Source organism: Ancylobacter defluvii (assembly GCF_018390605.1).
Taxonomy (GTDB): domain Bacteria; phylum Pseudomonadota; class Alphaproteobacteria; order Rhizobiales; family Xanthobacteraceae; genus Ancylobacter; species Ancylobacter defluvii.
Window position 1 is genome coordinate 73,424 of sequence record NZ_JAHBGD010000028.1, and the last position, 18,702, is coordinate 92,125.

Annotated in this window: 16 protein-coding genes; 7 read left to right on the forward strand and 9 right to left on the reverse strand. The window is 68.4% G+C overall.

Features of this window, described 5'->3' with window-relative positions:
- The first annotated feature begins 1 nt into the window (after window position 1).
- On the forward strand, window positions 2-571 hold the full coding sequence (gene rsmD, locus KHC24_RS23730) for a 16S rRNA (guanine(966)-N(2))-methyltransferase RsmD (RefSeq protein ID WP_213366708.1): 570 nt from the start codon (window positions 2-4) through the stop codon (window positions 569-571).
- On the opposite strand, the gene KHC24_RS23735 is transcribed toward rsmD, so the two are convergent.
- On the reverse strand, window positions 568-1,332 hold the full coding sequence (locus KHC24_RS23735) for an alpha/beta hydrolase (RefSeq protein WP_246547660.1): 765 nt from the start codon (window positions 1,330-1,332) through the stop codon (window positions 568-570). The genes rsmD and KHC24_RS23735 overlap by 4 nt on opposite strands.
- A gap of 384 nt (window positions 1,333-1,716) precedes the next feature.
- Here KHC24_RS23735 and infC point away from each other — a divergent pair, with 384 nt between their 5' ends.
- The gene (gene infC, locus KHC24_RS23740; RefSeq protein ID WP_213366712.1) at window positions 1,717-2,241 is read left to right on the forward strand and encodes a translation initiation factor IF-3; all 525 of its coding nucleotides are present in this window, start codon (window positions 1,717-1,719) and stop codon (window positions 2,239-2,241) included.
- 163 nt (window positions 2,242-2,404) lie between these two features.
- On the opposite strand, the gene KHC24_RS23745 is transcribed toward infC, so the two are convergent.
- From KHC24_RS23745 to KHC24_RS23765, 5 genes are all read right to left on the reverse strand, one after another.
- Window positions 2,405-3,748, reverse strand: a complete 1,344-nt coding sequence (locus KHC24_RS23745; protein ID WP_213366714.1) for a bifunctional folylpolyglutamate synthase/dihydrofolate synthase — start codon at window positions 3,746-3,748, stop codon at window positions 2,405-2,407.
- A gap of 16 nt (window positions 3,749-3,764) precedes the next feature.
- Window positions 3,765-4,700, reverse strand: a complete 936-nt coding sequence (gene accD / locus KHC24_RS23750; protein ID WP_213367100.1) for an acetyl-CoA carboxylase, carboxyltransferase subunit beta — start codon at window positions 4,698-4,700, stop codon at window positions 3,765-3,767.
- Window positions 4,701-4,802: 102 nt separating this feature from the next.
- Window positions 4,803-5,642: a tryptophan synthase subunit alpha gene (gene trpA / locus KHC24_RS23755; RefSeq protein ID WP_213366716.1), complete on the reverse strand. Its 840-nt coding sequence runs from the start codon at window positions 5,640-5,642 to the stop codon at window positions 4,803-4,805.
- The gene (gene trpB / locus KHC24_RS23760) at window positions 5,639-6,826 is read right to left on the reverse strand and encodes a tryptophan synthase subunit beta (RefSeq protein ID WP_246547664.1); all 1,188 of its coding nucleotides are present in this window, start codon (window positions 6,824-6,826) and stop codon (window positions 5,639-5,641) included. The genes trpA and trpB overlap by 4 nt, the downstream gene beginning before the upstream one ends.
- Window positions 6,827-6,876: 50 nt before the next feature.
- Window positions 6,877-7,623: a phosphoribosylanthranilate isomerase gene (locus tag KHC24_RS23765; RefSeq protein ID WP_213366720.1), complete on the reverse strand. Its 747-nt coding sequence runs from the start codon at window positions 7,621-7,623 to the stop codon at window positions 6,877-6,879.
- Window positions 7,624-7,883: 260 nt separating this feature from the next.
- Here KHC24_RS23765 and cysP point away from each other — a divergent pair, with 260 nt between their 5' ends.
- The 3 genes from cysP to cysW all read left to right on the forward strand — a co-directional run bounded on the left by cysP (window position 7,884) and on the right by cysW (window position 10,935).
- Entirely contained in the window at window positions 7,884-8,903 is a 1,020-nt protein-coding gene (cysP, locus tag KHC24_RS23770) for a thiosulfate ABC transporter substrate-binding protein CysP (protein WP_213366722.1), read from the forward strand.
- Window positions 8,904-9,229: 326 nt separating this feature from the next.
- Window positions 9,230-10,054: a sulfate ABC transporter permease subunit CysT gene (gene cysT, locus KHC24_RS23775; protein WP_213366724.1), complete on the forward strand. Its 825-nt coding sequence runs from the start codon at window positions 9,230-9,232 to the stop codon at window positions 10,052-10,054.
- A 2-nt stretch (window positions 10,055-10,056) separates the two neighbouring features.
- Window positions 10,057-10,935: a sulfate ABC transporter permease subunit CysW gene (gene cysW, locus KHC24_RS23780; protein ID WP_213366726.1), complete on the forward strand. Its 879-nt coding sequence runs from the start codon at window positions 10,057-10,059 to the stop codon at window positions 10,933-10,935.
- 85 nt (window positions 10,936-11,020) lie between these two features.
- On the opposite strand, the gene polA is transcribed toward cysW, so the two are convergent.
- Window positions 11,021-13,993, reverse strand: coding sequence for a DNA polymerase I (polA, locus tag KHC24_RS23785; protein ID WP_213366728.1), 2,973 nt, complete (start codon window positions 13,991-13,993; stop codon window positions 11,021-11,023).
- 114 nt (window positions 13,994-14,107) lie between these two features.
- Here polA and truA point away from each other — a divergent pair, with 114 nt between their 5' ends.
- On the forward strand, window positions 14,108-14,857 hold the full coding sequence (truA, locus tag KHC24_RS23790; RefSeq protein WP_213366730.1) for a tRNA pseudouridine(38-40) synthase TruA: 750 nt from the start codon (window positions 14,108-14,110) through the stop codon (window positions 14,855-14,857).
- A gap of 163 nt (window positions 14,858-15,020) precedes the next feature.
- On the opposite strand, the gene KHC24_RS23795 is transcribed toward truA, so the two are convergent.
- Window positions 15,021-16,355 (reverse strand): dihydroorotase, encoded by a 1,335-nt coding sequence (locus tag KHC24_RS23795; RefSeq protein ID WP_213366732.1) that lies wholly within the window; start codon window positions 16,353-16,355, stop codon window positions 15,021-15,023.
- Window positions 16,356-16,481: 126 nt separating this feature from the next.
- Window positions 16,482-17,537 (reverse strand): sensor histidine kinase, encoded by a 1,056-nt coding sequence (locus KHC24_RS23800; RefSeq protein ID WP_246547621.1) that lies wholly within the window; start codon window positions 17,535-17,537, stop codon window positions 16,482-16,484.
- Between the two features lie 247 nt (window positions 17,538-17,784).
- Between KHC24_RS23800 and KHC24_RS23805 the strand changes: the two genes are divergently transcribed.
- Window positions 17,785-18,588, forward strand: coding sequence for a Crp/Fnr family transcriptional regulator (locus KHC24_RS23805; protein WP_213366736.1), 804 nt, complete (start codon window positions 17,785-17,787; stop codon window positions 18,586-18,588).
- Window positions 18,589-18,702 lie beyond the last annotated feature (114 nt).

An 18,702-nucleotide genomic window follows, 5' to 3' on the forward strand; every position in this document is an offset into this window, starting at 1 on the left:
GATGCGCATCGTCGGCGGCCGGCTCGGCGGCCGGCCCCTCCGGGCCCCGACCTCCAATGCGACCCGTCCCACCACCGATCGGCTGCGCGAGGCGTTGTTCAACGTGCTCGCCCATGCCTATGACGATGCGGCCGACGATGCCCGGGTGCTGGACCTGTTCGCCGGCACCGGCGCGCTGGGCCTCGAGGCGCTGTCGCGCGGGGCGAAGCTCGCGGTGTTCGTCGAGGAGGCCGCCGAGCCGCGGGGCCTGATTCGCGCCAATGTCGAGGCGCTCGGGCTCGGCGGGGTTACCCGCATTTTCCGCCGCGACGCGACGAAGCTGGGCACCGCCTTTGCCAGCGATGCATTCGATCTCGTCTTCTGTGACCCGCCCTATGGACGCGGCCTCGCCGAGCAGGCACTGGCCGGTGCCCGCGATGGCGGCTGGCTGGCGCTGGGCGCCCTCATCCTCGTCGAGGAGGCGGTGGAGGCCGCCTTTGCGCCGCCGGAAGGCTTCGAGGAACTGGAGCGGCGGCGCTACGGTACGACGGAAGTCATCTTCCTGCGTGCGCCGGGCGGCAGCGCGGCCTAGCCCAGTTGCTCGACCGCCGCGAGGATGCGCGCAATGTCCTCCGGACGCGACAGCCGGTGATCGCCATCCTTGACCAGCGTCGCCACCACGTCGTCCTCGGCGAGGCAGGTAACCAGCTTCATCGCATGGCGCCACGGCACGACGTCGTCGGCGACGCCCTGGAGGATGCGCACCGGACAGCCTACCGCGAACGGTTCGCCCAGCACCTGGTGCAGCCGGCCGTCCTCGATCAGCTTCAAGGTGATGGGACTGCGGCCATGCTCGCTTTCGCGGTACCAGACCCCGTTTTCGACCAGCTCGGCGCGGATCTGCGGCGTCATCGCCTTCCACATCAGCTCCTCGGTGAAATCCGGCGCCGGGGCGATGAGGACCAGGCCGGCAAGTCGCTTGTCCTCTCCCGGCTTGTCCTCTCGCCGCTGTTCCTCCCGCGCCGCCAGCGCCCGGGCCAGCAGCAGCGAGATCCAGCCGCCCATGGAGGAGCCGACGATGATCTGCGGCCCTCTGGTGCAGCGATCGAACACCGCGAGCGCGTCCTCGGCCCAGTCGGAAATCGTGCCGTCGATGAAGGCGCCGGCGGATTCGCCGTGGCCGGAATAGTCGAAGCGCACCACCTGCCGACCCTGGGCGACGCCCCACTTGGCGAGCTCTTCGGCCTTGGTGCCGCGCATGTCGGAGAGATAGCCGCCACACCACAGGATGCCGGGCGCGCCCTGTTCGCTGCGTCCGGGCGTCGTCCGCACGGCGATGCGTCGCGCCGGCATGCCGACCTCGATGAAGCGCGCCCCGGTGAAGCTTGCCTCGGTGAAGCTTGCCTCGATGACATCCGGCGTATCGTCGGCCATTCCCGTCCTCGCTGCCCGTATCCGTTCTCGTACCGGCGCGGCGAAAATCCGTCGCCCGACAGCGCACTCAAGGCGTCCCGAGAGCCGAAAAGCAACATCAAAAGGCAGGGCGGAGAAGGAAATTGCTTATTTTCGCGGCTTTGAGGCCCTCTTACCCTTGGTAAGACCGTTGACTTCCGGCGGGTTTATACCGATGTTCTGCGACCGTTTTACACGCGCGTGAGCGAGCCGGCCGGCCTGTCCCGAGACGCGCGGTGAGATGTACCCGGAACGTCAGAGGAGAAGACCGCCATTCGTCGCCCTATGAGAGCCGCCGTGCCTGAGAAGGAAGGCCCGCGCGTCAACGAAGACATCCGCATCCGTGAAGTCCAGCTCATCGACCAGGACGGGCAGAATCGTGGCGTCGTGCCGACGCGCGATGCCATTGCCCTGGCGCAGGAGGCTGGCCTCGATCTCGTCGAGATCGCGCCGAACTCGGTCCCGCCTGTCTGCAAGATCCTCGATTACGGCCGCTTCAAGTACCAGAACCAGAAGAAGGCCAGCGAGGCGCGCAAGAAGCAGCACGTCGTCGAGATCAAGGAAATCAAGCTGCGCCCCGGCATCGACACCCACGACTACGAGGTGAAGATGAAGGCCATCCACCGCTTCTTCGACGAAGGCGACAAGGTGAAGGTCACCCTGCGCTTCCGCGGCCGTGAGATGGCGCATCAGGAGCTCGGCTACAAGCTGCTCAACAAGGTCAAGGAAGAGCTCGCGCCGATCGCCAAGGTCGAGTCGGAGCCGCTGCTGGAAGGCCGGCAGATGATCATGGTGCTGGCGCCGCGCTGAGCGCGGGCGCCGGGCCGTCTTCCGACGGAACGGGCCTTCTCCCGTGGATTGCAAGCCACCGGGCCCTTGCGGGCGCCGGTGCTTTTGCGTGTCCGGGGCGCAGCGTCAAAGCAGGCAGCGGCGGAAGGCTCGCCGCATCCCTCCGACCTTCCCGGATGGCCGGTCACTCCGGCAGGTTGCCGTTCTCTGCCAGTACCGCGCCGGCAAGATAGAGCGAGCCGGCGATCAGCACCCGCGGCGCCGGGGTCACCGGGAAGGCGGCGAGCCCGTCGAGCGCTGCGGCGACGCTGGGCGCCGTCGAGGAGGAGAGGCCGTGCGCCGCGCCAGCGGCCGCGACTTCCTCCGGAGAGCGGCCCTTGTGGTCGCCCGGCACCGGCACGGCGATGAGCTCGCGTGCCAGCCCGGCGAAGGGGGCAAGGAAGGCGCCGGAATCCTTGGTGCCCAGCATGCCGACGATCAGCACCAGCGGCCGCGGCACCCGATCCTCGATATCGGCGAGCGCGGCGGCGAGTGCCTGCCCGCCGGCGGCGTTGTGGCCGCCGTCGAGCCAGACGTCGACGCCGTCCGGCGCGCGGGCGGTCAGCGGGCCGGGACCGAGCCGCTGCAGCCGCGCCGGCCATTCCGCCGCGCGCACCCCCTCCTCGAACGCGTGAGAGGGCAGCACCAGCGACGGCATGGCCAGGCCGGCGACCCGCAGCGCCTCGACGGCGAGGCCGGCATTCTCGATCTGGTGCGGGCCGACGAGACGCGGGCGCGGCAGGTCGATGAGGCCGTTCTCGTCGGCGACGATGAGCCGTCCGCCCTCGTCATGCGCCTGGAACTGTTCGCCCATGATGGTGAGCGGCGCCTGCAGGCGCGCCGCCTGCCGCTCGATGACCCGGAGCGCCGCCTCGCTCTGGCGACCGATCACCGCCGGAACCCCGCGCTTGAGGATGCCGGCCTTCTCGCCGGCGATGGCGGCAACGGTCTCGCCGAGGAAGTCGACATGGTCGATCGACACCGGCGTGATGACGCTGGCCAGCGCGGTCTCGACCACATTGGTGGCGTCGAGCCGGCCGCCGAGGCCGACTTCCAGCAGCAGCACGTCGGCGGGAACGTCCGCGAACAGCAGGAAGGCGGCGGCGGTGGTGATCTCGAAGAAGGTGATCGGCTCACCGCCATTGGCTTGCTCGGCGCGGTCGAGCGCGTCGGCCAGCTGCGCGTCCTCGACCAGATGCCCGGCGAGACGGATGCGCTCGTTGAAGCGCACCAGGTGCGGCGAGGTGTAGACATGCACGCGCTTGCCGGCGGCTTCCAGGATCGCCCGCATGAAGGCGACGGTCGAGCCCTTGCCGTTGGTGCCGGCAACATGGATGAGCGGCGGCAGCCGGCGTTCGGGATGGCCGAGCCGCGCCATCAGCCGCTCCATGCGGTCGAGCGACAGGTCGATCAGCTTGGGATGCAGCGCCAGCAGCCGTGTGAAGATGGCGTCGATGGGCACGCCGCCGGCGGTCGGAAAGGCAGGCACGGCCGTCGTCCTTGCGTCAGGAGGCCGCCGGAGCAGCGGGTGCGGCGGCTGCGTCCGGGGTCTCGGCCGGTTGCTCGGCCCTGGCCGGGGCCACCTCGGCGGCGGGTGCCCGCATCAGCAGCCGGCACAGCCGCGAGAGGGTGGCGCGCATGTCGTGGCGGTGTACCACCATGTCCACCATGCCGTGCTGGCGCAGGAACTCCGAGCGCTGGAAGCCGTCGGGCAGTTTCTCGCGGATGGTCTGCTCGATGACGCGCGGGCCGGCGAAGCCGATGAGCGCCCCCGGCTCGGCGATGTGCACGTCGCCGAGCATGGCGTAGGAAGCGGTGACGCCGCCGGTGGTCGGGTTGGTGAGCACCACGACATAGGGCAGGCGCGCCTCGCGCAGTTCCTGCACCGCGCAGGTGGTGCGCGGCATCTGCATCAGCGAGAGGATGCCCTCCTGCATGCGGGCGCCGCCGGAGGAGGCGAAGATGATGAACGGGGTCTGCCGCGCCGCGGCGGTCTCCAGCCCGGTGACGATCGCCTCGCCGGCGGCCATGCCGAGCGAGCCACCCATGAAGCCGAAATCCTGCACCGCAATGGTCACCGGCAGGCCCTCGAGCTTGCCATAGCCGACCTTCAGCGCGTCCTGCGCGCCGGTTTTCGCACGGGCGTCCTTCAGCCGGTCGGTGTAGCGCTTCTCGTCGCGGAACTTCAGCGGGTCGGCGACGACCGAGGGCAGAGCGATATCGTACCATTTGCCGCCGTCGAACATGGTCCGCAGCCGTGCCGTCGGCTCCATGCGCATATGGTAGCCGGAGCCGGGAATGACGTGCAGATTGGCTTCCAGATCCTTGTGGAACACCATCTGCCCGGTCTCGGGGCACTTCACCCACAGATTCTCCGGCACTTCCCGACGGTTCAGGAAGCTGTTGAGCTTGGGGCGGACGACGTTCGAGATCCAGTTCAAGGGCTCGGCTCCGAGGTGGTCGAGGCGGCGCGCCACGGCGCCGGCCTTCATCTAGTCACGCAGCAAGTAATCATGCAGCAAGGCGAGGAAAAGGCGGACGCGCTACTCGGCGGCGGCCGGCCGCGCGTTGCGCACCGCCGTCGCCAGCGCCGAGACCAGCTGGGTCACGGCGGGGATGGTGGCCGGTGTCGCCTTCTCCTCGGTATCGAGCGTGCCGCGCAGGGCATCGATCAGTGCCGAGCCGACCACCACGCCATCGGCACCGGCGGCGATGGCGGCGGCCTGCGCCGGTGTCCTCACCCCGAAGCCGACCGCCACCGGCAGCGGCGTATGCGCCTTGATGCGGGCGACGGCCTGCGTCACCCGGTCCGCATCCGGCGTGGCGGCTCCGGTGATGCCGGCGATGGAGACATAATAGACGAAGCCGGCGGTGTTCTTCAGCACGGTCGGCAGGCGCTTGTCGTCGGTGGTCGGGGTGGCGAGGCGGATGAAGGCGAGCCCGGCGGCGAGCGCCGGCAGGCAAAGCTCGTTGTCTTCCTCCGGCGGCAGGTCCACCACTACCAGACCGTCGACCCCCGCGGCCTTGGCGTCGACCAGGAAGCGCTCGACGCCGTAGATGTACACCGGATTGTAATAGCCCATCAGCACGACCGGCGTGGTCGAGTCGGTCTCGCGGAAGGCGCGCACCATGGCCAGCGTCTTGACGACCGTCTGGCCGTTCTTGAGCGCGCGCAGGCCGGCGGCCTGGATCGCCGGGCCATCGGCCATCGGATCGGTGAAGGGCACACCGAATTCGATGACGTCGGCTCCTGCCGCCGGCAACGCCTTCAGCAGCGCCAGCGAGGTGTCGTAATCGGGATCGCCGGCGGTGACGAAGGTGACGAGCGCGGCGCGGCCCTCGCGGGCGCAGGCCTCGAAGCGGGTGGTGAGGCGCGAGCTCATATGCGGGTCCCCAGAATCTCCGCCACCTGCGGAATGTCCTTGTCGCCGCGGCCGGAAAGGTTGACCACCATCAGGTGGTCCTTCGGCAGGGTCGGAGCGAGTTCGACCACCTTGGCCAGCGCATGCGCCGGCTCCAGCGCCGGGATGATGCCCTCGAGCCGCGACACCAGCTGGAAGGCGGCCAGCGCCTCCTCGTCGGTCGCCGAGATATAGCTGGCGCGGCCGGTGTCGTGCAGCCACGAATGCTCCGGCCCGATGCCGGGATAGTCGAGCCCGGCGGAGATGGAATGCGCCTCGGCGATCTGGCCGTCATCGTCCATCAGCAGATAGGTGCGGTTGCCGTGCAGCACGCCGGGACGCCCGCCGGTCAGCGAGGCGGCATGCTGGCCGCTGGGGATGCCGTGGCCGGCGGCCTCGACGCCCCAGATCTTCACATGCGGATCGTCGAGGAAGGGGTGGAACAGGCCCATGGCGTTGGAGCCGCCGCCGATGCAGGCGATCAGGCTGTCCGGCAGCCGGCCCTCCTGCTCCAGCATCTGCGCGCGGGTCTCGTGGCCGATGATCGACTGGAAATCGCGCACCATCGCCGGATAGGGGTGCGGGCCCGCCACCGTGCCGATGCAGTAGAACGTGTCGTGCACGTTGGTCACCCAGTCGCGCAGCGCCTCGTTCATGGCGTCCTTGAGCGTCCTGGCGCCGGCTTGCACCGGCACCACCTCGGCGCCGAGCATCTTCATGCGGAACACGTTGGGCGCCTGCCGGGAGACGTCGAGCGCACCCATATAGACGACGCATTTCAGCCCGTAGCGGGCACAGAGCGTGGCGGTGGCGACGCCATGCTGGCCGGCGCCGGTCTCGGCGATGATGCGCGGCTTGCCCATGCGGCGGGCGAGCAGGATCTGGCCGAGCACGTTGTTCACCTTGTGCGAACCCGTGTGGTTCAGTTCCTCGCGCTTGAAATAGATCTTCGCCCCGCCATCGCGGCCCTCGGCCGCGGCCACACCACGAAGATGCTCGGTCAGCCGCTCGGCGAAATAGAGCGGGCTCGGACGGCCGACATAATGCTTCAGCCCGGCATCCATTTCCGCCTTGTAGGCGGGATCCGCCTTGGCGTCCTGATAGGCCTTTTCCAGATCGAGGATCAGCGGCATCAGGGTTTCGGCGACGAAACGGCCGCCAAACATGCCAAAATGCCCATTCTCGTCGGGGCCGGTGCGGAAGGAATTGGGTGTGTTCACGACGTGGAGCTCGTTAGGTTGGCGGGGCTTGCCGGCGCGGCCGGCAAGTGGTCCGCCGGCGGGCCGGCGGCGGCGGTTTCGTAGGCGCGGGCGACGTCGTGCGCGGCTTCCCGCGCGTGTCGCACAAAGGCGGCGATCCGCGCCGGATCCTTCACGCCCGGCGCGCTTTCCACGCCGGACGAGACATCGACCGCCCGGGCGCGGGTGATGGCCAGAGCCTGCCCGACATTTTCAGGCGTCAGCCCTCCTGACAGCATGAAGGGCTTTGCGAGGTCAAGGCCGGCGAGCAGATTCCAGTCGAACGGCACGCCATTGCCGCCCGGCAGCGCCGCGCCCTTCGGCGCCTTGGCGTCGAGCAGCAGCCGGTCGGCGACCGCCGCATAGGCCGGCAGCTTGGCGAGATCCTCCGGCCCGGCAATGCCGATTGCCTTCCATACCGGCCGGCCGAAGCGGGCCTTGACGGCGGCGACACGCTCCGGCGTCTCGCTTCCGTGCAGCTGCAGCGCATCGGGGGCGAGCGCGGCGATGATATCGGCGAGCGCCGCATCGTCGGCATCGACGGAGAGCGCGACGATCTGCGCCTTGCCGCGTGCGCGCGCGCCGAGCTGGGCGGCCGTGGCGAGGTCGAGATGGCGCGGGCTCGGCGCGAAGAACACCGCGCCGACCATGTCGGCGCCGGCGGCAAGCGCCGCGTCCAGCGTCTCCGGCGTCTTCAGCCCGCAGATCTTGATCTCGATGGCCACGCGCGTCTCTCCTCGGGGCCTGCCACTAGCACGGAACCATCGGCCGATGCGAGGTTTTGCTTGTCATATGGCGTCGCCCGCGGCGTCCCGCAGCCCCCGCCGCAGGCGGGAGCACGGCAGGCGAACCGCAGGGCGCGAATGCGTGCCGGTGCCGATTCACCCTTCCGTGACGACAATTGCCATGCTACATCAAATCCGACTGTGGAATTAGTATTTCCACAAATTACAATCGATAATTATCGCCTGCTGGAGACTACGCCATGCGCCTGTCGCGCCGCCTCGTCCTCGCCGCCGCCCTGGCGCCCCTCGTGCTGTCGGCCGCCGTGCCGTCCGCCCGCGCCGCCGAGCCCAATGCGATCCTCAACGCCTCCTACGATATCGCCCGCGAGCTGTTCGAGGCGATCAACGCCAAGTTCGAGCCGGCCTACAAGGCGGAGAAAGGCAGGGAGATCAAGGTCAACCAGAGCCATGCCGGCACCTCCAAGCAGGCGCGCTCGATCGTCGAGGGCCTGGAGGCCGACGTCGTCACCTTCAACCAGATCACCGACATCACCTTCCTGGTCGACAAGGGCTATGTCGCCAAGGATTGGCAGACCCGCCTGCCCAACGCGTCCTCGCCCTGGTATTCCTTCCCCGCCTTCCTGGTGCGCGCCGGCAATCCCAAGAATGTGAAGAACTGGGATGACCTCGTCCGCGACGACGTCAAGCTGGTGTTCCCCAACCCGAAGACCTCCGGCAATGGGCGCTACACCTATATCGCCGCCTATGCCTTCGCGCTGGAGAAGTTCAACGGCGACAAGGTGCAGGCCGATGCCTTCGCCAAGAAGCTGCTCTCCAACGTCGTCGTCTTCGACACCGGCGGGCGCGGCGCCACCACCTCCTTCGTCGAGCGCGAGCAGGGCGACGTGCTGATCACCTTCGAGGCCGAGGTCATCAGCGTGAAGGACGCCTATAAGGACAAGAATTTCCAGGTCGTGGTGCCGCCGGTGAGCCTGCTTGCCGAGTTCCCGGTCGCGGTGGTCGACAAGGTGGTCGACAAGCGCGGCTCGCGCCAAGTCGCCACTGATTACCTCACCTGGCTCTATTCGCCGGAAGGCCAGACCATCGCCGCGCAGGCCAATAACCGCGTCGTCGACGTCAATGTTGCCGACCAGTTCAAGGCGAAGTTCGCTCCGGTGCGGCTGCTAAAGGTCGAGGACGTGTTCGGCGGCTGGGCCGACCTGCAGAAGGAGCATTTCGTCTCCGACGGCAAGCTGGACCAGCTCTTCGTCGGCAAGTGATTGGCCTCTTTGAGGGGCCGTTTTTGGAGTGTTTCTCCTGAAGCGATGATTCTGCGGCTCCAGCATGTCCTGGCCTGCGCCGACCCTGGCTGTTGCCGGGGCCGGCCTTCGGCGCTTGGCGCGGGGCCGTCGTGCGGCTGGCTGCGCGCCGTTGTCACGGCCTCGGAGGACCAGGGCTCGCCACCGATACCGATGCCAAGTATTTCCTTTCAATAAATGTGAAAATCGCCCTCGCACTGGACATTGGCGGATAAGTGCGGCATGGCCGAAGCGGTGCTGGCGATTGGCCGCACCATGTCCGTCGCCGAGCTTGAGGAGCCGAGCCGTTGAATCGCGTCGTCCCGGGTTTCGGATTGTCGCTCGGCATTACCCTCACCTATCTCAGCCTGATCGTGCTGCTGCCGCTCGGCGCCCTGGTCTGGCAGGCGCTGGGCGTCGGCTGGGAGCGCTACCTCGCCATCCTGGCCGGCCCGCGCACCGCCACCGCCTTCCGTATTACCTTCGCTACCGCCGCGCTCGCCACCGCCTTCAACTGCGTCTACGGTCTCGCGCTCGCCTGGGTGCTGGCGCGCTATGAGTTTCCCGGCAAGCGGCTGCTTGACGCGCTGGTCGACGTGCCATTCGCCCTGCCCACCGCGGTGGCCGGCCTCGCGCTGTCGGCGCTGTTCGTCAAGAACGGCTGGTTCGGCGGCCCGCTGGCCTCGCTCGGCATCGAGGTCGCCTATACGCCGCTCGGCATCGCCATCGCCATGGCGTTCACTTCCATCCCCTTCGTGGTGCGCACCGTGCAGCCGGTGCTGGAGGATCTGCATGCCGATGTCGAGGAGGCGGCCGCCACGCTGGGCGCCTCCGATGCACGCATCTTTGCCACCGTGATCTTTCCGGCGATCTTCCCGGCCTTCCTCACCGGCGCGTCGCTCGGCTTCGCCCGTTCGCTCGGCGAGTTCGGGGCGATCATCTTCATTGCCGGCAACCTGCCCGGCAAGACCGAGGTGGTGTCGCTGCTTACCTTCATCCGCATCGAGGAATATGACTACCCCGCCGCCGCCGCCATCGCCACCACGCTGCTTCTGACCGCGTTCGTGATGCTGTTCCTCGTCAACATGATCCAGCTCTGGCAGCAGCGCCGGATCGGCGCGTCGGGAGACTGAGCATGGCCACTTCGCCGATCATTCCCCGTCCCCGCAAGGATGCTCTCGGCGCCCGCGTGCGCGTCGGCTCCGGTGCGACCACCCGCCGGGTGCTGATCGGCGCCGTGCTGCTGGTCACCGCGCTGGTTCTGGTGGCACCGCTCGTCGCCATCTTCGCCGAGGCGCTGCGCCATGGCTGGGGCGCCTATGCCAGCTCCTTCGCCGCGCCGGACACGCAATACGCGATCTGGCTGACGCTGATCACCGCACTGGTGGTGGTGCCGATCAATATCGGTTTCGGCATCGCCGCCGCCTGGTGCATCGCCAAGTTCAGCTTCCCCGGCCGCAACCTGCTGGTGGCGCTGGTGGAACTGCCCTTCTCTATCTCGCCGATCATCGCCGGCGTCGCCTATCTGTTCGTCTATGGCGCGCAAGGCCTGCTCGGGCCGTTCCTCGAGGCGCATGACATCAAGATCATGTTCGCGGTGCCCGGCATCATGCTGGCGAGCCTGTTCGTCACCGCGCCCTTCGTCGCCCGCGAGCTGATCCCGCTGATGATCGCGCAGGGGTCGGAGGAGGAAGAGGCGGCGGTGACGCTGGGGGCCGGCGGCTGGCGCATCCTGCGGACGGTGACGCTGCCCAATGTCCGCTTCGCGCTGCTCTACGGGGCGGCGCTGTGCAATGCGCGGGTGATGGGCGAGTTCGGCGCGGTGTCGATCGTCTCCGGCAACATACGCGGCCAGACCAACACGCTGCCGCTGCAGATCGAGCTGCTGTACCAGGACAACAACGCGGTCGCCGCCTTCGCGGTGGCGACGCTGCTCACCGCGGTGGCGCTGGTAACGCTGATCGCCAAGGCGATCATCGAGCGGCTCGACCGGGTACGGGAAGCCGCGCACTGAGGCGTTCTTTTCTTTCCCTCTCCCCATCGGGGAGAGGAAGCAGCTCTATCGTTTGAAATCGCGGCGTTGGCGTAGGCCCCTGCCCTCAATGCGCCTCGTCCCAATTGGCGGCGGCGCGGGCGTCGACCTTCAGCGGCACCTTGAGCGCCAGCGCCGGCAGCGGCGCCTCCTCCATTACCTTGGCGATCACCGGGATGGTCGCGGCGATCTGATCGTCCGGCACCTCGAAGATCAGTTCGTCATGCACCTGCAACAGCATGCGGGCGTCCAGCTTGGCGCGGGAGAGCGCCGCATCCATGCGCACCATGGCGCGGCGGATGATGTCGGCCGCCGAACCCTGTAGCCGGGCATTGATCGCCGCCCGCTCGTTGAAGGCGCGGATCGACGGGTTCTTGGCGGCGATGTCGGGATAGTGGCAGCGCCGGCCAAACAGCGTCTCCACATAGCCGTGCTCGCGGGCGAAGGTGCGCGTCTCGTCCATATAGGCGCGGATGCCGGGGAAGCGCTCGAAATAGCGCTTGATATAGGCCCCCGCCTCCTCGCGCGGGATTGAGAGCTGGTTGGCGAGCCCGAAGGCCGAGATGCCGTAGATGATGCCGAAATTGATCGCCTTGGCGCGCCGTCGCACCTCGCTCGGCATGCCGGCGATCGGCACGCCGAACATCTCCGACGCCGTCATCGCATGGATGTCGAGCCCGTCCTGGAACGCCTGGCGCAGCGAGGGCGTGTCGGCGATCTCGGCGAGCAGCCGCAGTTCGATCTGCGAATAGTCGGCCGAGACCAGCTTGTGGCCGGGCGCGGCGACGAACGCCTTGCGGATCTTGCGGCCTTCCTCGGTGCGCACCGGGATGTTCTGCAGGTTCGGCTCGGAGGAGGAGAGCCGGCCGGTCGTCGTCGCCGCCAGCGCGAAACTCGTATGCACCCGGCCGGAATGTGGGTTCACATAGGTCGGCAGCGCGTCGGCATAGGTCGATTTCAGCTTTTGCAGCTGGCGCCAGTCGAGGATGCGACGGGGCAGTTCGTGCCCTTGCTCGGCGAGTTCCTCCAGCACGTCGGCGCCGGTCGACCAGGCGCCGGTCGGCGTCTTGCGTCCGCCGGGAATCTGCATCTTGCCGAACAATATGTCGCCGAGCTGCTTGGGCGAGCCGGGATTGAAGCTCTCGCCCGCCATCTCGCCGATCTCGGCCTCCAGCCGCGCCATGCCCTGCGCGAAGTCGCCGGACAGCCGCGACAGCATCTGGCGGTCGATCAGGATGCCGCGCCGCTCCATATTGGCGAGCACGGTAACCAGCGGCCGCTCGAGCGTCTCATAGACCGCGCTCTTGCGTTCTGCCACCAGCCGCGCCTTCAGCACCCGCCAAAGCCTGAGCGTGACGTCGGCATCCTCGGCGGCGTACTCCACCGCCTTCTCGATGGCGACGCGGTCGAAGGTGACGGCGCCCTTCCCCTTGCCGGCGACCTCCTCGTACTTGATCGGCGTGTGGTTCAGCCAGCGCATGGAGAGCGGGTCCATGCCGTGCGGCGAGGCGCCGGCGTCCAGCACATAGGAGAGCAGCATCGTGTCGTCATAGGGGGCGATCTCGATGCCGTGGCGGGCGAGGATCAGCCAGTCATATTTGAGGTTCTGGCCGATCTTCAGCACCGCCGGATCCTCCAGCAGCGGCTTGATCGTCGCCAGCGCCTCGGCGAGCGGGATCTGGCCGGGGATCATCCCCTCGCTGAACAGCCCGTCGCCGGCGCCCACATGCTGGAGCGGCACGTAGCAGGCCTCGTTGGGGGCCAGCGCCAGCGAGAAGCCGACCAGCTCGGCCTGCATGGCGTCGAGCGAATTGGTTTCGGTGTCGATGGCTATGAATCCGGTCTCGAACGCCTTGCCGACCCAGGCCTGCAAGCGAGCGAGGCTCGTCACCGTCTCGTAGCGGGAGCGGTCCACCGGGGTCTTGCCGGCTTCCTCGACGCGCGCCACGGCACGTCTGGTTGGCGACAGACGCGGGTCATCGCCACCTCCTGTGGTGAAACCGGCCGCCGCGCCGGCTTCTCCGCCCTCCTCGGCCTGCGGCCCCAATCCGGCCGCCTCGGCAAAGGCCAGCGAGGCCGGCGCTCCGGCCTTCAGCCGCTCATCCGGCTCGATGGCGGCGATCTCGATCTCATAGGCCTCGCCGACGCGGCGGGTGAGGGTGGTGAACTCCATCGCCTTGAGAAAGGCGACCAGCCGCTTGCCTTCCGGCTCCACCACCGCGATCTCGTCGAGCGGTACCTCCACTGGCACGTCACGCTTCAGCGTCACCAGTTCGCGCGACAGCCGCGCCTGGTCGGCGAATTCGATCAGGTTCTCGCGGCGCTTGGTCTGCTTGATCTCGCCGGCGCGGGCCAGCAGCGTGTCGAGGTCGCCATAGTCGGCGAGCAGCTGCGCCGCGGTCTTGATGCCGATGCCCGGCACGCCCGGCACGTTGTCCACCGAATCGCCGGCCAGCGACTGCACGTCGATGACCTTGTCCGGGGTGACGCCGAATTTCTCGAACACCTCCTCGGCGCCGATCGTCTTGTCCTTCATCGGGTCGTACATGCGGACATTGTCGTCCACCAGCTGCATCAGGTCCTTGTCGGAGGAGATGATGGTGACCCGTGCGCCGCGCTTCTTCGCCTGCTCGGCATAGGTGGCCATGATGTCGTCGGCCTCGAAGCCGGCCTGCTCGACGCAGGCGAGGTCGAAGGCGCGGGTAGCCTCGCGGATCAGCGGGAATTGCGGGATCAGGTCTTCCGGCAGGTCGGGACGCTGCGCCTTGTAGAGCGGGTAGATATCCTTGCGGAAGGTCTGCTCGCTCTTGTCGAACACCACCGCGAGATGGGTCGGGGCGGGGGAGAAGCCCTGCGCCCGCACCAGTTTCCACAGCATGTTGCAGAAGCCGGCCACCGCGCCGACGGGCAGCTTGTCGGACGAGCGGGTGAGCGGCGGCAGCGCGTGATAGGCGCGGAAGATATAGGCCGAGCCGTCGATCAGCACGACATGGTCGTTCGGGTCTACGATGTCGGTGCGGTCGGTGGTCGGGGCGGTCATGGCGGGCTCCTGTCGGGCGCGCACGATGCCGAACCCGGTCCTTCGGAGCAAGTGCGCGGGACGAGATAGTGACGGCGCGCCCGGCCGGCGCTACAGAGCCGCGAGGATACGATCATGCCCCGCTACAAGCTCACCATCGAATATGACGGCACGCCCTTCGTCGGCTGGCAGATCCAGGCCGTCGGCGCGTCCGTGCAGGGCGCGCTCACCGATGCGGTGGAGCGCTTTTCCGGCGAGCGCGTGCATGTGCAGGGGGCGGGGCGCACCGATGCCGGCGTCCACGCCACCGGGCAGGTCGCCCATGTCGAGCTGGCGAAGGACTGGCGCCCGGACACGGTGCGCGACGCCATGAACGCACATCTGCGGCCCTTGCCGGTCGCCGTGCTGGCGGCGGAGGTGGCGGCGGATGATTTCCACGCCCGCTTCTCGGCAACCGGCCGCCGCTATCTCTACCGGATCATCATCCGCCGCGCCGATCTCGCGCTGGAGCGCAACCGCGCGTGGAAAATCCTGCGCCCGCTCGATGCCGCGGCGATGGCGGAAGGGGCAAGGCACCTGATCGGCCGGCACGACTTCACCACCTTCCGCGCCATAGGCTGCCAGGCCGCCTCGCCGGTGAAGACGCTGGACCGGCTGGAGGTGGAGCAGGTGCCGCTCGATTTCGGCAGCGAGATCCGCGTGCACGCCGCCGCGCGATCGTTCCTGCACCATCAGGTGCGCTCGATGGTCGGCACGCTGGTGAAGGTTGGGGAAGGGGCGTGGACGCCGGAGGATGTCGGCGCGGCGCTGGCGGCGGCGGACCGCACGCGCTGCGGCCCGATGGCGCCGTCGGCGGGGCTGTATCTGGCGGAAGTGACGTATTGAGGGACATGCTCCCTCTCCCCGTCGGGGAGAGGGCTGGGGTGAGGGGTCCTTTGCGACAACGGGAAGAAGCTAGGGTTGGCGCCTTCGCAACACGTCGAAGCGTTGTGCCCCCTCACCCGCCGCTGCGCGGCGACCTCTCCCCCTCGGGGAGAGGCGAAGAACCTCACAGCGGCTTCAGCGCATCCATGAAGCGCACCGGCGCTCCCTGCGACGGTGTCGCCAGCTCGCCGTCCCACATCACCTTCGTGCCGCGCACGAAGGTTCCGACCGGCCAGCCGGTGACCTCCACCCCGTCATAGGGCGTCCAGCCCGGCTTGGAGGCGATCCAGCCATTGCGGATGGTCTCGCGCCGCTTGAGGTCGACCACGGTGAAGTCGGCGTCATAGCCGACCGCGATCCGCCCCTTGGTGGCGATGTTGAAGATGCGCGCCGGCCCGGCGCTGGCGAGGTCGATGAAGCGCTCCAGCGTTAGCCGCCCGGCATTCACATGGTCGAGCATCATCGGCACCAGCGTCTGCACCCCGGTCATGCCGGAGGGGCTGTCGGGATAGGGCTTGGCCTTCTCCTCCAGCGTGTGCGGCGCATGGTCGGAGCCGAGCACGTCGACCACGCCGTCGGCCAGCGCCTGCCACAGCGCGGCGCGGTGCCGGGCCTCGCGCACCGGCGGGTTCATCTGCACCAGCGAGCCGAGCTTGCCGTACCAGCTCGCATCCATGGTGAGGTGGTGCGGCGTCACCTCGACGGTGGCGACGTCCTTGTTGTCGCGCAGGAACGCCATTTCCTCGGCCGAGGTGACATGCAGCACATGCACGCGCTTGCCGACCTCGCGGGCGAGGTTGACGAGGCGGGTGGTGGCGGTCAGCGCGGCGATCTCGTCGCGCCACACCGGATGCGAGGAGGCATCGCCCGGCACGCGCAGGCCCTTGCGCTCGGACAGGCGCGGCTCGTCCTCGCAATGGAACGAGGCGCGGCGGCGGATCACCTGCAGGATCGCCTTCACGCCCGGATCGTCGGCCACCAGCAGCGAGCCGGTGGAGGAGCCGATGAACACCTTGATGCCGGCGGCGCCGGGCAGCATCTCCAGCTCCGGCAGGTCCTTGACGTTCTCATGGGTGCCGCCGACGAAGAAGGCGAAGTCGCAATGCATGCGGCCCGTGGCGCGGGCGATCTTGTCCTCGAGCGCGCTGGCCGAGGTGGTCAGCGGATTGGTGTTCGGCATCTCGAACACCGCGGTCACCCCGCCCATCACCGCCGCTCGGGAGCCGGTTTCAAGGTCTTCCTTGTGCTCCATGCCAGGCTCGCGGAAATGCACCTGGGTGTCGATCACCCCCGGCAGCACGTGCAGGCCGGTGCAGTCGATCGTCTCGCCGGCCTGGGCGGCGTCGAAGGAACCGATGCCGGCGATGCGCCCGCCGGTCACGCCGACATCCCGCGGGGCGATGCCGTCCTGGTTCACCACGGTGCCGCCCTTGAGGAGAAGGTCGAAGGTCTGGGTCATGGTGTCCCCGCTGGTGATGGAAGCGCTTCGGCGCTCTTAACCCAGTTCCGGCCGCAAGGCCATGTCCGAAGGGTCGCGCGAGGGTTCCGCCGGGAGGGCCGCGCATCGGCTCGGCAGTGGGGCCGCTCAGGCGAGGGCGAACTCCACCCTCACCGCCGTGCCCCTGCCGCTGGCGGCGCCGGCAAGCCGCACCTCGCCGCCGAGCTGGGCGGCGAGGCCCTGGATGATCCGCCAGCCGAGGCTCTTGCCGCCGACCAGGTCCACCCCCTGTGGCAGGCCACGTCCATCATCGGCAACGACAATCTCGAAGCGACGTTCCCCACGCGGCGTCACCGTGATGCGCACCGTGCCGCCGCTGCCGGGCGCAAAGGCGTGCTTGAGCGAATTGGTGACGATCTCGGCGACCAGCATGGAGAGCGTGGTCAGCTGCGCCACGTTCAGCGGCAGGTCCGGCGAGGAGACCTCGCAGGCGATGTCCTCGACGCCGGCCGCGGCGATGAGATCGCCGCACAGCTCGCGCAGATACCGGTCGGTCGGCATGTCCAGCCGCTCGGGGGCATAGAGGTGGCGGTGAATGCGCGAGATGGTGTCGAGCCGCAGGCGCGCCTCGTCGAGCGCCACCAGCGCATGCCCCGGCTCGTCGGCGGCGCGGCGCTTGTGCAGGTTCAGCAGCGCCGCCACGAACTGCATGTTGTTGGCGACGCGGTGCTGCAACTCCTGGAACATGATGCGCTGGCTCTCATAGAGCCGGGCGGTGGTCGCCTCCTCCTCGCGCAGCTGCTCGGCGGCGCTGAAGGTGAAGTGGATCAGCGTGATGTCGATGGAGGCGATGGCGACGAAGAAGGCCAGCGCCATCAACGCCTGGCCGTCGGCGATGTTCATGCCGGTCGCCGGACCGATGAAGAACACCCAGGCGGCGAGGGTGGACAGCGCCGCGCAGGTGATGCCTGGCCGCAACCCGCAGAAGAAGGTGCTGAGGATCACCGCCGGGAAGAAGGTGAGGAAGGGAAAGCCCGGTGGCAGCACGTCGTCGACGGCGAAGCGCAGCGCCACCGCCGCGGCAAGCATGACGAGGCCGACGGCATCGCCCAGCCAGCGATGGTGGCGCAGCGGCCGTGCCGCGGTGACCAGCTTCCAGAACAGCGAAACCCTGGGCGATCCGGCCCGATGCGGCTCAGCCATGCCGCGGGACGGCCATTTTGCGAGCATGCCGGAATGAACCGCGGCGATCGCCGCCCCGGCGCCATGCCCCGTCCTTAACTGCCATTGATGCGGACGCTCCTGATTCACCGCGCGGCGAACATGCCCATGCTTGCCAGCCTAAGATACCGTCTTGTAGAGGCCCCCGGCGCCGGCTTCTGCACACTGGTGAACATTTCTCCCCCTACTGCGTTGCCTGTCTGTCGAAGGCGAACAGGGGTGGAGCGATATGGCGGCGACGGGCGCGACCAATATCCCGATCAACGGCACGGCGACCGGCAACAATCTTCTCGCGGCGGTGCGGGAGGTGGATTTTGCGCTGCTGCGCGGCCATCTGATGCGGCTGGAGCGTCCGGCCGGGGCGGTGCTCTACGAGCCGGGCGACGACGTGCGCACCGTCTATTTCCCCTGCGGCCCGACCCTCGTCTCCTTCATGGTGATGCTGGAGGATGGCCGTCCCGCCGAGGTCGGCATGGTCGGGCGCGAGGGAGCCGTCGGCGGCATCGTCAGCCAGGGCCGGCTGCCGGCCTATTGCCGGGCGCAGGTGCAGATCGGCGGGGCGCTGTTGCGCCTCGATAGCGCCGATCTCGAGCGCGCCAAGGAGCACTCGCTCAACCTGCGCCACCTCTTCTCTCGCTATGCCGATTGCCTGCTGGCGCAGATCTTCCAGTCGGTGGCCTGCAACGCCGCGCATTCCATCGAGCAGCGCACCGCCAAATGGCTGCTCGGTGCCATGGAACGCACCGGCGACGAGAATGTCCGCCTCACCCAGGAGCAACTCGCCGCCATGCTGGCGGTCGGCCGCTCCTATATTGGCCGGGTGCTGAATTCGCTGCGCGAAGCGGGTGCCGTCGATACCCGCCGCGGCCGGCTGGTGGTGAAGGACGCGACGCGGCTGCGGCAGATCAGCTGCGACTGTTCCGACGCGGTGCGCCGCCATTTCGACGAAGTGCTGAGCGGTGTCTATCCCAGCGGCGATCTCACCGGCCACGGCGTCGACATTGGCGCGCCGGCCGCGCCGCGCCGGACGTGAGAGCCGGCGCATCGCCGTCCTTTCGAAGCGTCCCGGTCGAGACCGTGCCCTGCCAGTCTCCGGCGGCTCTTGCCCGCGTCGCCGGCGCGCCTTACCTGTGCGGAACGGCCGGTC

What these genes read in the sequence shown, in the direction of transcription:
- cysP (WP_213366722.1), top strand. Translation starts at nt 7,884, where the DNA reads ATGCGCCTGTCGCGCCGCCTCGTCCTCGCCGCCGCCCTGGCGCCCCTC.
- infC (WP_213366712.1), top strand. Translation starts at nt 1,717, where the DNA reads ATGAGAGCCGCCGTGCCTGAGAAGGAAGGCCCGCGCGTCAACGAAGAC.
- trpA (WP_213366716.1), bottom strand. Translation starts at nt 5,642, where the DNA reads ATGAGCTCGCGCCTCACCACCCGCTTCGAGGCCTGCGCCCGCGAGGGC.
- KHC24_RS23800 (WP_246547621.1), bottom strand. Translation starts at nt 17,537, where the DNA reads ATGGCTGAGCCGCATCGGGCCGGATCGCCCAGGGTTTCGCTGTTCTGG.
- truA (WP_213366730.1), top strand. Translation starts at nt 14,108, where the DNA reads ATGCCCCGCTACAAGCTCACCATCGAATATGACGGCACGCCCTTCGTC.
- trpB (WP_246547664.1), bottom strand. Translation starts at nt 6,826, where the DNA reads ATGTTTGGCGGCCGTTTCGTCGCCGAAACCCTGATGCCGCTGATCCTC.
- KHC24_RS23795 (WP_213366732.1), bottom strand. Translation starts at nt 16,355, where the DNA reads ATGACCCAGACCTTCGACCTTCTCCTCAAGGGCGGCACCGTGGTGAAC.
- cysW (WP_213366726.1), top strand. Translation starts at nt 10,057, where the DNA reads ATGGCCACTTCGCCGATCATTCCCCGTCCCCGCAAGGATGCTCTCGGC.
- rsmD (WP_213366708.1), top strand. Translation starts at nt 2, where the DNA reads ATGCGCATCGTCGGCGGCCGGCTCGGCGGCCGGCCCCTCCGGGCCCCG.
- KHC24_RS23735 (WP_246547660.1), bottom strand. Translation starts at nt 1,332, where the DNA reads ATGCCGGCGCGACGCATCGCCGTGCGGACGACGCCCGGACGCAGCGAA.
- KHC24_RS23805 (WP_213366736.1), top strand. Translation starts at nt 17,785, where the DNA reads ATGGCGGCGACGGGCGCGACCAATATCCCGATCAACGGCACGGCGACC.
- polA (WP_213366728.1), bottom strand. Translation starts at nt 13,993, where the DNA reads ATGACCGCCCCGACCACCGACCGCACCGACATCGTAGACCCGAACGAC.